This is a genomic window from uncultured Chloroflexus sp. (genome assembly GCF_937129525.1).
Lineage (GTDB): Bacteria > Chloroflexota > Chloroflexia > Chloroflexales > Chloroflexaceae > Chloroflexus.
Genome location: NZ_CAKZNK010000125.1, coordinates 1 through 14,174 on the forward strand (window position 1 = coordinate 1; position 14,174 = coordinate 14,174).

Below are 14,174 nucleotides of genomic sequence, written 5' to 3' on the forward strand. Positions count from 1 at the left end.
CCGGACGGCTCCCCTCCTCGCGCCAGTTTCGCCCTTCGCTCCGCTCCCGCGCCGGACGGCTCCCCTCCTCGCGCCAGCTTCGCCCTTCGCTCCGCTCGCGGGTTGGGCCAGGCGTCGGCAATTCCTTCCTATCTGGCATTGCCCGCCCGTTTGTAACCGCCGACCGTTCTGGCAAAGCGCGACGAGAGGCAATATGCGCGCGCAGTGCCGCAACCTCTTCGCTGGTAAGATGCCGCCAGGCTCGGGGCGGGAGATCGCCAAGCTCGAGTTCACCTTCGCGCACCCGGATAAGGCGTAAGACATTGTATCCAAGCAGCTTCGCCACTGCCCGAATCTGGCGCTTCCGCCCTTCACGCAATACAATGCGCGCCCAAACCCCTTCCGGCGTCGTTTCCAGCAGCTCTACCCAGGCCGGCGCAGTCATCTCACCCTCAAGCAAAACGCCGTTCCGCCAGCTCCGCAACGCTTCTGGCGTTAATGCTCGATCGAGTAAAACTCGATACTCTTTCTCAACCTCAAAACTCGGATGCGTTAACGCGAATGCCAGCTCACCATCATCGGTAAGCAAAATCAGGCCCTCGCTATCGATATCGAGCCTGCCCACCGGAAAGACTCGCGCCGGCACATCAACCAGATCAACCACTGTTGGGCGACCGTGAGTATCTTCGGCAGTTGAGACCACACCAACCGGTTTATGGAGCATGATATAGGTACGCCGGGTCGGCATTTGGAGCGGCTGACCATCAACGAGCACCTCGTCGCGCTCAAGATCAACACGGGTGCCCGGCACAGTCACTACTCGACCATTCACCATCACCCGCCCGGCGGCGATCAAGGCTTCACAATCACGCCGCGAGGCAATGCCAGCACTGGCCAACACTTTTTGCAAACGTTCAGGACTCACAGACAGCTCTTCTTTCGTTGATAATCCGATAAATCTTCATCTCGGCGCGCGCTCATTTGAGCAAGAAATGTTGCCTCGCGCCGTTTGACAGTATATCATACTGATTTTCATTATCAGAGTCGAGATACAATAAAAAAAACAACACCTACACAATCCCTGCTGATGGAAGCACCTACCTCTAACCACCTGTTCCGACCCTACGTGCCTGCTACGCTGCGCGACGCGCTCGACGCAGGGTTGCTGCGGCCAGGGCAAGTGCATACCTACCAGGCCACCTTCCTCTACACCGATCTGAGTGGGTTTACCCGCCTCACTGCCACCTTCGCCGCTCTCCCGGATGGAGCTGAACGACTGCATGCCATCTTGCGCGATTACTTCGAGGCAATGATTGCCACTATCACCGCTGATGGCGGTGATGTCATCCACATTGCTGGCGACGCGCTAAGCGTCTGGTGGCCGAATTTGACCGATCCCTCGCTGGCAATCCATTGTGGTTATGCGCTGCACAATGCCGTGAATGCGCTCAATCCAATTATGACCCCGACCGGTCCGTACCATCTCGAATTACGGGTTGGCATCAGCGTTGGCACTGTACATCTCTTGCTGGTCGGTATTCCCAATCAGGGCATTCACCCGGTCTTGATCGGCGCGCCGGTAACTGCTGCCAGTCTGGCCGAGCAACAAGCTCAACCGGGTCAAGTACAATTGCTCATCAGCGGCCCGCAACGGACACCGATCATCGAGTATCAACCACCAGCCGACACCCCAACCCTGACCTGGGAACATTTTCTGCCACCCAGCTTTGCCCGCCGTCTACGCCTCAACACGCTTGTTGCCGAATATCGCCGCTGCGTGCCCGTCTTTGCCACTTTTGATCTCCCGGCAAACCCGATTGAACTACAAGCCATCGTCACTCAAGCGCAAGCGACGGCGATGCGCTGGGGGGGCTGGCTCAATGAGATCGAAGTAGGCAACAAAGGCGCGGTGATGGTCTTCTTATTCGGCGCACCGGTGGCGCAGGGTGATGACACCAGTCGCGCGGTCGGCTGCGCCCTCGAATTGCGCGACCGTGGCGTGATTCGCAAAGCCGGCATTACGGTCGGATCGCTCTTCGTTGGCGAGGTAGGAAGCAGGCTGCGTCGCGTATACACTGCGCAAGGCGAGGATATGAACCTGGCAGCGCATTTAATGGAACGGGCCGCGACCGGCGATATCCTGATTTCGGGCCGAGTGCGACAGGACACACTCGGACGCTATCGCGCCAGCGCGCCGGAGTTCCTCAACATCAAAGGCTACGATCGGCCTATTCCCGCTGCAACAGTGCTTGCGGAACGGATGCGGATTGACGGCGACGCTTCTTGCGCGCTTCGCCTGGCGCTTCCCAACGACGTGAAGCTTATCGGACGAGAACGAGAGCGCCAGAGTATCGACTACCTGATAGCCAACGCTACACACCAGAGTCAGATCCTCTTGATTGAAGGTGAGGCAGGGATCGGCAAATCGACCATTCTCCACTATCTTGGCTTAGAATGGCTCAGGCGCGGATACCGTGGCTTTCGCGGTGAATGCCGTAGCGGCACGCAGGAACGACCACTCTACCCCTGGCGGACGATCGTGAGCGAGTTATGCGTGGTTGACGATAGTCTCCCGATGCCAATGCGGCGGGCGCGTTTACAGCAGGCTTTAATCGATCTTCCGGCGGCGTTGCCACATCACGCCGCAGCATTAGCGAGCCTGCTTGACGTGGAGGGGTTTGCTGCCGCGCACAAACCGCTCGATCTGGCGCCACTGGTCGTTGAATTGCTCATAAAACGATTGCAACATGAACCCATTTTGATCATCCTGGAAGATATGCACTGGGCCGATGTCGAGTCGTTCATGTTGTTGCAGGAAATTATTGACTCGCTCACTCCACAACTGCCGATCTTCATCGTGTTGTCGTATCGGCCCTTGCCCACACATCTTGCTCCATTTGCCAATACCCTGCTCCAATACCCCTTTACCACGCATCACCTGCTCGAACGCTTGCCGGCAGTCGAGCGGTCGGATCTGATTCGCGAATTGATTGGCGTCAATACCATAGATAGCCGTTTACTCCAATACCTTGAACGGTATGCGCAAGGACAACCACTCTTCATTAAAGAATACATTCGGCTTCTCTTGCAGAAAGGCTTGATCGCAATCGAGCAGGGCGAAGCTCGTCTGCTCGGCCCACTCCCGCCAGCGCAGCTTTCGAGTTCGGTCATGGGGATTGTGCAGGCCCGAATCGATCAAATGGATGAACGAACCCGGTTGACCTTCAAGGTCGCCGCAGTCATCGGGCGCAGTTTTCCATTACGCTTGCTTCAGAACATTCACCCGGCACAATTAAGCGAAGCCGAATTACAGCAGGACATCGACACCTTAACGCGCTACCAGTTGATTGAGAGTGAAATTGCCGGCTACAATCCCGTCTATCGCTTCCCCGCTGGAGTTGTCCACGAAGTGGCTTACACCAGCTTACTCTTCGCGCAGCGCCGCGAGTTGCACCGATTGATCTGTCAGTGGCACCTCAACGCATACCAAACCGAATTAGCCCATATGGAAGCGCCGCTAGCCGTATACGATGTTATCATCGATCACGCGCTACGCGCCGAAGAATGGTCAATTGTGATCGAACACTGCCAGCAAGCGGCAATAATTAGCGCGCGCCGTTCGCTCTTCAACAGCGCGCTGCGCTACATCGAACAAGGCATCGGATTGCCGGGCTATATCGATCGGCGCGCCGATCTACTCGTGTTGAGAATGTTCCTCAATCATCAAATCGGCAATCACCTTCACCATGGAGAAGATTTTACGCTCTTGCAAAGTCTGCTGCGTGAGCGCCATCAGCCGTCAACCCTGGCGATCGCTACCGTTCTCTACCTCTACCATACGCTGATCAGTGGTCAGTTCGAGTATTTCACCAACCATCTGGACGATGCTCAAACCCTGGTCGATCAGCTCAGCCAGAGCGAATCCGGACTCGGTCGCTTGTTGCAGGCACACATCTGGATCGTTAACGCCTGGCACATAGCATTGCGAGGACAACAGAAAGCGGCCCTGGACACCCTCCATCGCGTCGAGCGACTTTGTTCCACCTCGCAGCGACAGATGTTGCCAATGCACACCGTTGCCGGCCTGCTATCGGTTGCGAGCACAATGGCGCAGAGTTATGAACTTCAGGGATGGATTTTATTCGAATTGAACGCTTTTCAGCAGGCGCGGCGTCGCTTTCAGCGCGCAATCGAGCTGGCCCACAACGCCAATGATTGGGTGACTGGAAATCGAGCCTTGATCGGACTTTGCCATACCACGCTTATCGGCAATCAGCGCGATACCATCGAGCGGCAGTTACATCAGGCCTTGCATATTGCGCGCTCAATCGGAGATCGTTATGGGCAAGTGCTCGGCTTGCGCGCGCAAGCGCTTCTCTACGCGAACCGCAATCAATATGACGACGCCCGCCGTTTGCTCTGGCAGGCGATTGCGATTGCGAACAGTTCCCGAATTGAGATCCTGGAACTTGTGCTTTTAAATCAGCTTGAAGGTTTGGCTCGCGAGATCGACCGGCCTGACGAACCAGACGAGAGTTGAAGCTACGGGAAGAAGGCTCGCCACCAGCGCTGCCAGTTAGGCGGCAAAGGAGGCAAAGGCGTAGGAGCAGGCGCAACAACCGGTGATGCCGCCGGCTCAAGTGTCGGCACCAGTTCGGGAACGATCACGACATCGCCTTCACGAGCCAGGCCCAAATCGCGCGCCCATGCCTCAACTGCCGCATCGGAACGCTCGTACTCAACCCGCGCTTCGAGCGCCTGAGTGGTTGCCTGCAAAGCGCGCACCCGTTCGCCGGCAGCGACAAGTTCCTGTTCCAGATGGCGAGCGATCAGCAGTTGATTGATCAGATTGACAGTGATCCCCCCCGTCATAATCAGCAAAATTGCAATCACTGTCAACGAGGCTAGCGTTCGCCCACCACCGGGAAAGGTTGTTGTCAGCCAGCGCCGGGCGCGACCACGCAGCATTGCCCAGCTTCGGCGAAGGCCGGTTACAAAGCGAGGTTGTAACGATGACTGGCGATAGCGAGACATAACCACCAGATGCGCGAGAATCGCTCAGCGATGATCCGCTCGCGCGCCGTATCATCCCGCGACAGATCTTACGACTCGGTTGTTGATGAACTTGACGAACGGGGCGCTTCCAGCAGCAACGGTTCTTCGATATTGGTCGTCATCGAGCTTTGACCACGGAAGAGACCGCCTGGTTCGATGTGCAGCGCAGCAGTGGTAATATCACCCCAGACCTTGCCGGTCGGCGAGATTTCCAGTTGCTCAAGGGCGGTAATCTGGCCTTTCACCGCGCCGGAAACATGCACATTCCGCGCCTTTATCGTCGCAATGACTCGCCCTGTCTCACCAATGATTAAATTGCCGACAACCTCAATATCTCCTTCCACAGCGCCATCGATGCGGACATTACCTTCGGCATTCAACGTACCCACAAAGCGAGTGTTCGCTCCGATCACCGTTTCTGGTCGGCCATTGACCACAGTTTGCGGTTGAGCGGATTTACGGCTCGTACCGAACATGCGCGCGATCCTCCTCCACATAGCCGGCTGCCTGTTCACTAATACTCATTGAGGGCGGGGCAATGCCGGGGGACTTGCCCGATCCACGATCGGGAAATCATTGTTGCCATTATAAACGATACTGGCAAGTGGGGCAACGTGCCCTATGACAGCTCAATTACGGCGCCAATCGTTCAAGGCGCCAACCGGTTGCCGCGCGAGTGTAGCAGAGTCGGTCGTGCAACCGCGATGGTCGCCCTTGCCAGAATTCGATCCGGTCTGGAATGACGCGATAGCCACCCCAAAACGGTGGACGCGGCGGCGTTTGTCCGGCAAAGCGTTCCATGATCGCGGCCACGCGCTGCTCAAGCTCTGCGCGATCGGCAATTGGTCGGCTCTGCGGCGATGCCCAGGCCCCGATCTGACTCTCGCGTGGACGACTGGCATAGTAGGCATCCGACTCTTCCGCGCTGATCGGCTCTGCCATGCCTTCAACGCGCACCTGCCGCTCAAGCTCCGGCCAGTAGAAGACCAGCGCCACGGCAGGATGCGCTGCCAGGGCCTGACCCTTTCGGCTCTCGTAGTTGGTAAAAAAGACGAAACCGCGTTCGTCCACTCCTTTCAACAACACCATGCGCGCCGAAGGTCGGCCATCCGGATCAACGGTTGCTAACGTCATCGCATTTGGCTCAATCAAGCCGGCCTCGACGGCTTCGCCTAACCAGCGCGTAAATTGAATAACAGGATCGGGATCAGCTTCGGCTTCGAGCAAGCCGCGCCGGGTATATTCTTTGCGTAGCTCGGCAAAATCCATCAGTCTACTCCGTTTGCGCAAGAACGATGGCTGGCATACAATAAGCGCCGATGATGAACAACAGCGCTGCTATTTACGTTGCCTATACCGATCACACTGCTGTCGCGCGCATGCTGCTGGCAATCCTGACCGATTGCGGCTATACCGCTATCGAGCGGCCACCGCATGCGATCAGCGGCATTATCATGATACCTGATAAACCGTATCGCCACTTCTTCGTTGCGCCATCAGAATCTGGATGGGTTGCAATCTGGGAAGATCCACGCTACTTTGCCGACCGCAGCCTTGCGCGCGCCCTTGCCCAACGCCTCCACACCCGCGCCGTCTGGATTGAAGTAGGCGGCAACGGTGTCAGTTGGGCCCGTGGTCTGTACGAGGGTAATACCATCGTCGAAGAGCGGTTTGAGTCGGTCGAGACGATGTTCTACGGCGAACGTGGGGTGGTTCATCTCGCGTTCGATCCCGATTGTATGCCCGAAGAATGGATTGACCGGCTCAGGTTACCCAACTCCGAACTGCACTACGAAGCCATTTTGGCCGGCGGACAACCGTCGGCAGGGCCGCCATTGCACCTCGTCGTGCAACGCAGCGCCGGCGAATCGCCGTCAACCGCTGCGTCCGGTTAGCGCCACGAACTGCCATGCCATACAACATCTTGATGATCGCTTCAACCAGTTTCTTCTCTGACTACGGGAATCACGTCCGCATTCTTGAAGAGATTCGCGCTCTCCAACGCCGCGGTCACCGGATCGTACTGGCGACCTATCACAACGGTGATGACATTCCCGGCATTACCATCTACCGCTCATGGGATGTGCCATGGATCAAGCGGGCTGTTGTCGGTTCCTCGCGCCACAAACTCTACCTCGATGTCGGTCTGGCCTGGCGCGCGCTTCGCGTTGCGCTTGCGTTTCGTCCCGACATCATTCATGCGCACACCCACGAAGCCGCTGCCATTGGTCTGCCACTTCAGAAACTGCTGCAACGCCCGCTCATCCTTGACTACCAGGGCAGCATGACCAGCGAGATGCTTGATCACGGCTTTATCAAGCGCACCAACCCGCTCTTTGTGCCGATCACCCGGCTGGAGCGAATGTTAAACCGCGTGGCTGACGCGGTGATGACATCGACCCACAACGCAGCCAACCTGTTGCGGCGCGATGGTTCGGTGCCGGAAGAGCGCCTCTTTACCATTGCCGACGGCGTTGATACCGAGCGGTTTCGGCCTTATGACGGCTCGCCAGCATGGGCTGCGCAGCGCGCCGAACTGCGCGCGCAGTTAGGAATTCCACCTGATCGGCGGATTGTGGTCTACATCGGTTTACTGGCGCCTTACCAGGGCACCAACCTGCTGCTCGAAGTGGCCCGTCAGCTTTGCCAGAAGTACGATGATTTGCATTTTCTCATTATGGGTCATCCCGATCCACAGAGTTATCGCACCCTGGCCGCCAGTCTGGGCATTGCCGACCACGTAACGCTACCGGGAAGAATTATCTATCGCGATCTACACAGTTATCTGGCGCTCGGTGAAGTGGCTGTCGCGCCTAAGATGAGTCGCACGGAGGGCAACGGCAAGATCGGCAATTATATGGCGATGGGCCTGCCGGTCGTCGCCTTCGACACCCCCGTCAATCGCGAGATTCTGGGGCCATACGGCTTCTACGCCCGCTTCGGCAGCGCCGAAGACTTTGCTGCCCAACTCGAACTGGCTCTGACCAATCGCGAGCTGGCAGCCACCCGCGCTGCCGGCGCCAGAGCGCGGGCGGTTGCCGAATTATCATGGGAGCGGGCCGCAATTGCGATTGAAGCGATCTACGCCGCCGCAATTGCCCGCCGCCAACCTGAGGAAGAAGAAGACGAGTAAAGTCGGTTACAGAATCTGGCTCAGGAACAGCCTGGTGCGCTCGTTGCGCGGATTGCTGAAGAACTGATCGGGAGTGCCTTCTTCGACGATCTGACCCTGATCCATGAAGACGATCCGATCAGCGACTTCGCGAGCAAACCCCATCTCGTGCGTGACACAGAGCATCGTCATGCCACTGCGGGCCAGCGTCTTCATGACATCAAGCACTTCCTTCACCATCTCCGGGTCAAGGGCCGAGGTTGGCTCGTCAAACAGCATGATCCGCGGCTCCATTGCCAGCGCGCGCGCAATTGCCACGCGCTGCTGTTGTCCGCCCGACAACTGACCGGGATACTTGTGCGCCTGCTCGCGAATCCCGACCCGTTCGAGCAACTCAAACGCCTTGGCTTCCGCTTCCTTGCGCGTCTTCTTGCGCACCCAGATCGGGGCCAGGGTGATATTTTGCAACACCGTCAGATGGGGAAAGAGGTTAAACTGCTGAAACACCATCCCCACTTCGCGACGGATGGCATCGATGTTGCGAATATCGCTGGTCATTTCGATGCCATCAACAATAATCCGCCCTTCTTGATGTTCTTCAAGGCGATTGATGGTGCGAATAAACGTACTCTTGCCGCTACCTGAAGGGCCACAAATGACCACCACTTCACCGCGCTTAACGCGCAGGCTCACATCCTTCAAGGCGTGAAAGTTTCCGTACCATTTATTGACATTTTCGCAGATGATGATCGGTTCGTTACTGCTATTTCCGCTCATACGCCTGATCCTTATATATTAATGCCGGCTACGCGCAATCTGATCCTCAATGCGCTTGCTGATGCGCGACATGGTGAAACTAAACACCCAGTAGATGGCTGCGATAACCAGAAACGTCTCGCGCCAGACCCCGCCGGGAGTGCCCAGCCATTGCGGTTGACCGACGATATTCTGCGCTGCGCCGAGCAGATCAACCAGACCGATGATAACCACAAGCGAGGTGTCTTTAAACAGGGCAATGAACTGCCCGACCAGCACCGGCACAACTGCGCGCAGCGCCTGCGGCAGCGTGATCAGCAGGGTGGTCTGAAACACATTCAGCCCCAACGCGCGCGCCGCTTCCACTTGTCCTTTGGGAATAGCCTGCAAACCGCCGCGCACATTTTCAGCCAGATACGCCGCGCTGAAGAGCGTGACGGCGATGGTCGCTCGCACCAGCGCATCGATACTCTCGCCACCGGGCAGAAAGAGGGGCAACAGGAGCGCGCCCATGAAGAGCACCGTTACCAGCGGCACACCGCGAATGAGTTCGATGTAGAGCACGCAGAAGGTACGGATCACCGGGAGCGAGCTACGCCGGCCCAAAGCGAGCAACACGCCGAGTGGAAACGACAGCACAATCCCGCTGATCGCGAGAATGAGCGTCAACATCAGACCGCCCCAAAGCTTCGTTTCAACCACCGGCAAACCTAACCCGCCGCGCAGAATCAGAATGACAGCCGGATAAGAGAGCAACCACGCGACAATCAGTGGCCAGCGCAGCTTCTGGCCCAGGCGTCGGGCAAGCAGGTCACCGCCAGCCAGCAATACTGCGCAGAGAAACATAAACAGCCAGCCGGGGAGCGAGGTCTGGTCAGGCAAATCGGGAAAGGTAAACGCGGCCAGGCCGATGACCACGCTGATTGCCGCCGCGCCCCATGCGACCATACGCGCGATACCACCCCAAAGACCGGAACTCAAGCCGAGCAGCAAAAGCACTAGCGCCATCGCCGCCTGAGGTCGCCAGAGCTGATCAACCGGATACGTCCAGGTAAGCAAGAGCTTGATATTGGTGAACGCTGCCGGCCAGCCGGGCGCAGTTACCACCCACGAGACAAAACTGATCACGGTCTGCGCCACGATATAGAGCAACACTACCGTGATAATGACGTTGTACCAGGTTGAAAAAAGGTTCTTGCGCAGCCACTCGATCAGACCGATCTGCTGACGCGGCGCGCGGCGAGAAGTTGGACGACTGACTTCCGTAGCCACAGGCGTCTCCTTAGCGCTCGACAAGCTGGATACGGCGGTTATACCAATTCATGAACAGTGACGTCAGCAAACTGACCGACAGATAGCTCGCCATGAGCATGAGAATGACCGGTACCGCCTGCCCGGTCTGATTGTTAATCGTGTTCGCGATGTAGAAGAGATCAGGATATGCAATGGCAATTGCCAGGCTACTATTCTTGGTCAGATTAAGATACTGGCTGGTCAACGGCGGAATAATGACGCGCAGGGCCTGCGGCAGAATGACCAGGCGCATCGTCTGACCAGGGGTAAGCCCCAACGCGCGCGCCGCTTCACGCTGACCCTTGCTCACGGCCAGAATGCCGCTACGCACGATTTCACCGATAAACACCGCAGTATAGATAACCAACCCCACCAGCATAGCAGCGAAGCTATTCGTTACGGTAATACCGCCCACGAAATTAAACCGCTGCAACTCTGGAATAGAAAGACTTACCGGCCAGACGCCATTGACCGCGTAAGTGACAAAAAACCCGATCAGCCCGACCCCGAAGGCAATCAGGAAAGCGTAAGGCAAGGCAACGCCGGGGCGGTCGCGGCGGGCAAACTGGATCCGACGCACTACATAAAAGATGACACCAATCACAATCCCGCCATACACCCACTGCATCCATGCCTCAAAATCATTCGCGGCTTGCGGCCACGCCAGGGTAATACCACGATTGTGAAGAAAGATCAGATCGAAGACACTGATACTCTCTTGAATGCGAGGAAAGAGGCGGGTTAACGAAAACCAGAAGATCAACTGCAAAAGCAGCGGCACATTCCGCACAATTTCGACATAGACCAGCGCGACATTGCGCAACAGCCAGTTGTCAGAGAGCCGGGCAATGCCAAGAATAAGACCGAGCAGCGTGGCGAGAATAATCCCGATACCGGCCACCCGCACCGTATTCAGAATCCCAACCACAAAGGCCCGACCATAGGTCATCGAGGGATCGTACTCAATGACACTCTCCGCGATGGGAAAACCTGCCGGAACCGACAGGAATGAGAAGGTGGGCAAGAGATTCGCCTGCCGCAGACCATTGATCATGTTGGAATACAGAAACCAGATCAGAGCAATGACCGCGAGCGCGAAGACTACTTGCGCGATAATGGCAATGACGCGCGTATCACGGTAAAACGGAATTGCAGTCTTCCCCGAGGGAACTGGCGGCGAACCGGCTGCCATAGGCGACTCCTGATGAATAAGTCCCAGGCGATAACAACGCTTACTTCACAGGCAATATAGCAAGAGGCAACTTAATCTTTGCAGTTTTGTCAAAGCGAGATCTTTTTCAGGGTAGCCATTTCATCGCACAAACACAGCACTCGTGAACGAAACGGCGGAGGGTTTTCACACCCTCCGCCATTGCTCGATCGCAGACTTTAGCGGAAGGGCGGCGAATAGAGCAGACCACCCTCGGTGTAAAGCGCGTTCAAACCGCGCGGCAGGTTGAAGGGCGTATCAGGCCCAAGGTTGCGGTCATAGATCTCCTTGTAATTACCGACGTGGCGAATGATCCGTACCGCGAAATCATTCGGAAGACCGATACCTCCAGCGAGATCACCCTCAATCCCCAGGAAGCGACGGATCTCAGGCACATCACTGTTGAGGAACTCGTTCAGATTCTGCGAGGTGATACCGTACTCCTCTGCCTGGAAGGTGGCAAAGACGATCCAGCGCACAGCGTCAAACCACTGCGGATCGCCCTGGCGCACCGCCGGGCCGAGCGGCTCCTTCGACATCGTTACGTCCAGGATCTTGTGATCAGCCGGGTTGCTGAGCAGAGTCAGACTCGACACCAGACCCGACTTGTCGGTAGTGAAACCGTCACACTGACCGGCATCGTAAGCGGCGCGGGTCGAGTCGCCGTCCTGGAAGACGACCGGCGTAAAGGTCAAACCGCGCGCGCGGAACTGGTCGGCCAGGTTCAGCTCGGTGGTTGTGCCGGTCTGGACACAGATAGTCGCGCCATCCATGTCTTCCAGTGTTTCAATACCGCTATCCTTGCGCACCATCATGCCCTGACCGTCGTAGAAGGTAGTCGGCGCCCAATCGAGGCCGAGGTTACCATCGCGACCAAGCGTCCAGGTGCTGTTGCGGATGAGCACATCGATCTCGCCGCTCTGCAACGCGGTGAAGCGCTCTTGCGCGCTAAGCGGACGGAAATCAATCTTGTTCGGATCATCGAAAAGGGCAGCGGCGACAGCGCGGCAGAAGTCGATGTCAAAGCCGCGGTACACACCTGCCGAGTCAACCGAGGCAAAACCGGGCAAAGGGTTGTTGTTCACGCCGCAGATCAATGTGCCACGGGCCAGAATTCGCTCGATCTGGCCGCCGGCAGCCGGCTGATTGGTTGTGCCACCAGCCGGGGCAGCGGTTGCCGCCGGGGCAGCGGTGGGCGCCGGCTGCGCCGGGGCGGCGGTGGGCTGCTCTGGCGCAGTCGTTGCCGGTTGCGCCGGAGCGGTGGTGGGAGCTTGCTGAGCCTGGCCGCCGCAGGCAGCGAGCACGAGGCTTAGCAATCCTGTCAGAATAACGATGACCGATTTGCGCATACACTCTCCTGTGCAATCTGATACGGTTACGCGATAACGCCGGACCTTCCGGCGCTGCTAACCGCGCGGTCCCTCCGGTGATAAGGCATTGTGGCCTTTCGCGGCATCATTGCGCTGCATTGACTTCATGTCACTCGGATTAGCGGAATGATACCATGATTCACCCGAACGCGCAAACAAGCGACACGAACAGGCGCAGATGCGGTGAACGCAGCGGATTGTGTCGATGCGTCACCGGGTCGGTATGATGAACGTAGTTCAGTGTGAGGGAATGAAGGTTATCGCGCCGACAGAGGGGAACGCATAGCGAGCCATGGCAGCGCTTTGTCTATCAGGTCTCAAAATGGAATCACGGTCACCCAACCCGGCGCTCAATGCGTCGGCGCGCCACCGGCAGCGGACGATCAGGCTCAGACACTGGACATACCAGCCGGACGCAATGAGGAGTCGGATTATCTTTCATAGCACAATATTGCTCGAAAATTTAAATGTTGAACCCTAAAACCATGGTATGATGTACAGAAGAGATATTGCCTCTTGAGGGACAGTCAATTCCCTTCCCTGAACCAATGGTATTTCAGCAACGCATCGACGCTGTAGCCGACGATCTAATTGCTGATTTGGGTAGAGAGAACCGCCATGGAAACCACCTTGATCGAGACTGGCACGCATGCGCTTGCCACCTTCAGCTTTCATTCACTCGTGAGCCAGCAGCGGCGCGTCTTGCGCAGTCGCAGCGTTATGCTGGCGTTGAGTTATCTGATCGAAGACACAGCCGCTGCCGCAGGCGACACCTATCTGATCGCGACCTTTCAACGCTTTTCGCATTATCATCGCCAGATGGCCCGTTACCGCCAATTGGCGCCGCGCCTTGCGCAGGGTTTCGTTGCTGGCTTTCCCGACGTAGTGCCGGCGCCATTACCCAACGTGACCGCCATTGCGTTAGAGGAGAACTGGCCATTAGTCCACGAGTGGGTCGTCATTGGGTGGGGGCCAACCTGCGCGGTCGCGCTCATTGCCCACGACGAAGAGCGGCGCGCGCCACACCGCCTCTCGCGCGCTTTCCATGCCGTCTGGACAACCAATGAACGCCATGTTGAGCTGGCAATAACGGCATTCTTCCAGGCTCTCGGCCAGCCAGTTCCGAAGGTGATAGCCGATCCGGTTGCCCGTCAGCAGACGGCGCTCGCGTTACAGCGCGAATTATCACAGCGCCTGCGAGGGATCGAACGTTAAGTCTCTCGCATGACTAAACAGACCGGCGCGCTGCCCGCACAATAGCTCCAGTGAGCGTTCCCGCCCTCTCCGTATGCGCGCGGCGTCATTTCATCGGCATCGCATTGGTGACTGGGAACAGCGTCAACGACAACGATGAGTCCACCCGGTCCCGGCGCGCCGGCTGGGAGATTGCGGGATGAGT

The 14,174-nt window shown here is 57.4% G+C and carries 13 protein-coding genes; 4 read left to right on the forward strand and 9 right to left on the reverse strand.

The features are described from left to right. Positions 1 to 904, reverse strand: a 904-nt coding sequence (locus tag Q0650_RS15345) for a pseudouridine synthase (RefSeq protein WP_298820510.1), incomplete at its 3' end; no start/stop codon positions are given. A 162-nt stretch (positions 905 to 1,066) separates the two neighbouring features. Between Q0650_RS15345 and Q0650_RS15350 the strand changes: the two genes are divergently transcribed. After that, positions 1,067 to 4,519 carry an AAA family ATPase gene (locus tag Q0650_RS15350; RefSeq protein WP_298820512.1) on the forward strand — a complete coding sequence of 1,151 codons (3,453 nt, stop codon included), beginning with the start codon at positions 1,067 to 1,069 and terminating at the stop codon, positions 4,517 to 4,519. Between the two features lie 2 nt (positions 4,520 to 4,521). Here Q0650_RS15350 and Q0650_RS15355 read toward each other — a convergent pair whose 3' ends face one another. The 3 genes from Q0650_RS15355 to pdxH all read right to left on the reverse strand — a co-directional run bounded on the left by Q0650_RS15355 (position 4,522) and on the right by pdxH (position 6,306). After that, positions 4,522 to 5,013 carry a septum formation initiator family protein gene (locus Q0650_RS15355; RefSeq protein WP_298820514.1) on the reverse strand — a complete coding sequence of 164 codons (492 nt, stop codon included), beginning with the start codon at positions 5,011 to 5,013 and terminating at the stop codon, positions 4,522 to 4,524. Positions 5,014 to 5,081: 68 nt separating this feature from the next. Further along, the gene (locus Q0650_RS15360) at positions 5,082 to 5,510 is read right to left on the reverse strand and encodes a polymer-forming cytoskeletal protein (RefSeq protein ID WP_298820516.1); all 429 of its coding nucleotides are present in this window, start codon (positions 5,508 to 5,510) and stop codon (positions 5,082 to 5,084) included. A gap of 157 nt (positions 5,511 to 5,667) precedes the next feature. Further along, complete coding sequence (gene pdxH / locus Q0650_RS15365; RefSeq protein WP_367280829.1) at positions 5,668 to 6,306, reverse strand: pyridoxamine 5'-phosphate oxidase; 639 nt, start codon at positions 6,304 to 6,306, stop codon at positions 5,668 to 5,670. A gap of 47 nt (positions 6,307 to 6,353) precedes the next feature. Here pdxH and Q0650_RS15370 point away from each other — a divergent pair, with 47 nt between their 5' ends. Continuing rightward, a complete protein-coding gene (locus tag Q0650_RS15370; protein ID WP_298820520.1) occupies positions 6,354 to 6,929 on the forward strand; it encodes a hypothetical protein in 576 nt (191 codons plus the stop codon). Between the two features lie 14 nt (positions 6,930 to 6,943). Continuing rightward, positions 6,944 to 8,167, forward strand: coding sequence for a glycosyltransferase family 4 protein (locus Q0650_RS15375; RefSeq protein WP_298820521.1), 1,224 nt, complete (start codon positions 6,944 to 6,946; stop codon positions 8,165 to 8,167). Positions 8,168 to 8,173: 6 nt separating this feature from the next. Here the strand turns inward: Q0650_RS15375 and Q0650_RS15380 are convergent, their stop codons facing one another. From Q0650_RS15380 to Q0650_RS15395, 4 genes are all read right to left on the reverse strand, one after another. Continuing rightward, positions 8,174 to 8,923 carry an amino acid ABC transporter ATP-binding protein gene (locus Q0650_RS15380; protein ID WP_298820522.1) on the reverse strand — a complete coding sequence of 250 codons (750 nt, stop codon included), beginning with the start codon at positions 8,921 to 8,923 and terminating at the stop codon, positions 8,174 to 8,176. A gap of 18 nt (positions 8,924 to 8,941) precedes the next feature. Continuing rightward, on the reverse strand, positions 8,942 to 10,174 hold the full coding sequence (locus Q0650_RS15385) for an amino acid ABC transporter permease (RefSeq protein WP_298820524.1): 1,233 nt from the start codon (positions 10,172 to 10,174) through the stop codon (positions 8,942 to 8,944). A gap of 10 nt (positions 10,175 to 10,184) precedes the next feature. After that, positions 10,185 to 11,387, reverse strand: a complete 1,203-nt coding sequence (locus tag Q0650_RS15390) for an amino acid ABC transporter permease (RefSeq protein ID WP_298820526.1) — start codon at positions 11,385 to 11,387, stop codon at positions 10,185 to 10,187. A 197-nt stretch (positions 11,388 to 11,584) separates the two neighbouring features. Beyond that, a complete protein-coding gene (locus Q0650_RS15395; RefSeq protein ID WP_298820527.1) occupies positions 11,585 to 12,754 on the reverse strand; it encodes an amino acid ABC transporter substrate-binding protein in 1,170 nt (389 codons plus the stop codon). A 639-nt stretch (positions 12,755 to 13,393) separates the two neighbouring features. Between Q0650_RS15395 and Q0650_RS15400 the strand changes: the two genes are divergently transcribed. Then, a complete protein-coding gene (locus Q0650_RS15400; RefSeq protein ID WP_298820529.1) occupies positions 13,394 to 13,990 on the forward strand; it encodes a DICT sensory domain-containing protein in 597 nt (198 codons plus the stop codon). Here the strand turns inward: Q0650_RS15400 and Q0650_RS15405 are convergent. Next, positions 13,987 to 14,174: hypothetical protein (locus tag Q0650_RS15405; protein ID WP_298820531.1), on the reverse strand; the 188-nt coding region annotated here is incomplete at its 5' end. The genes Q0650_RS15400 and Q0650_RS15405 overlap by 4 nt on opposite strands.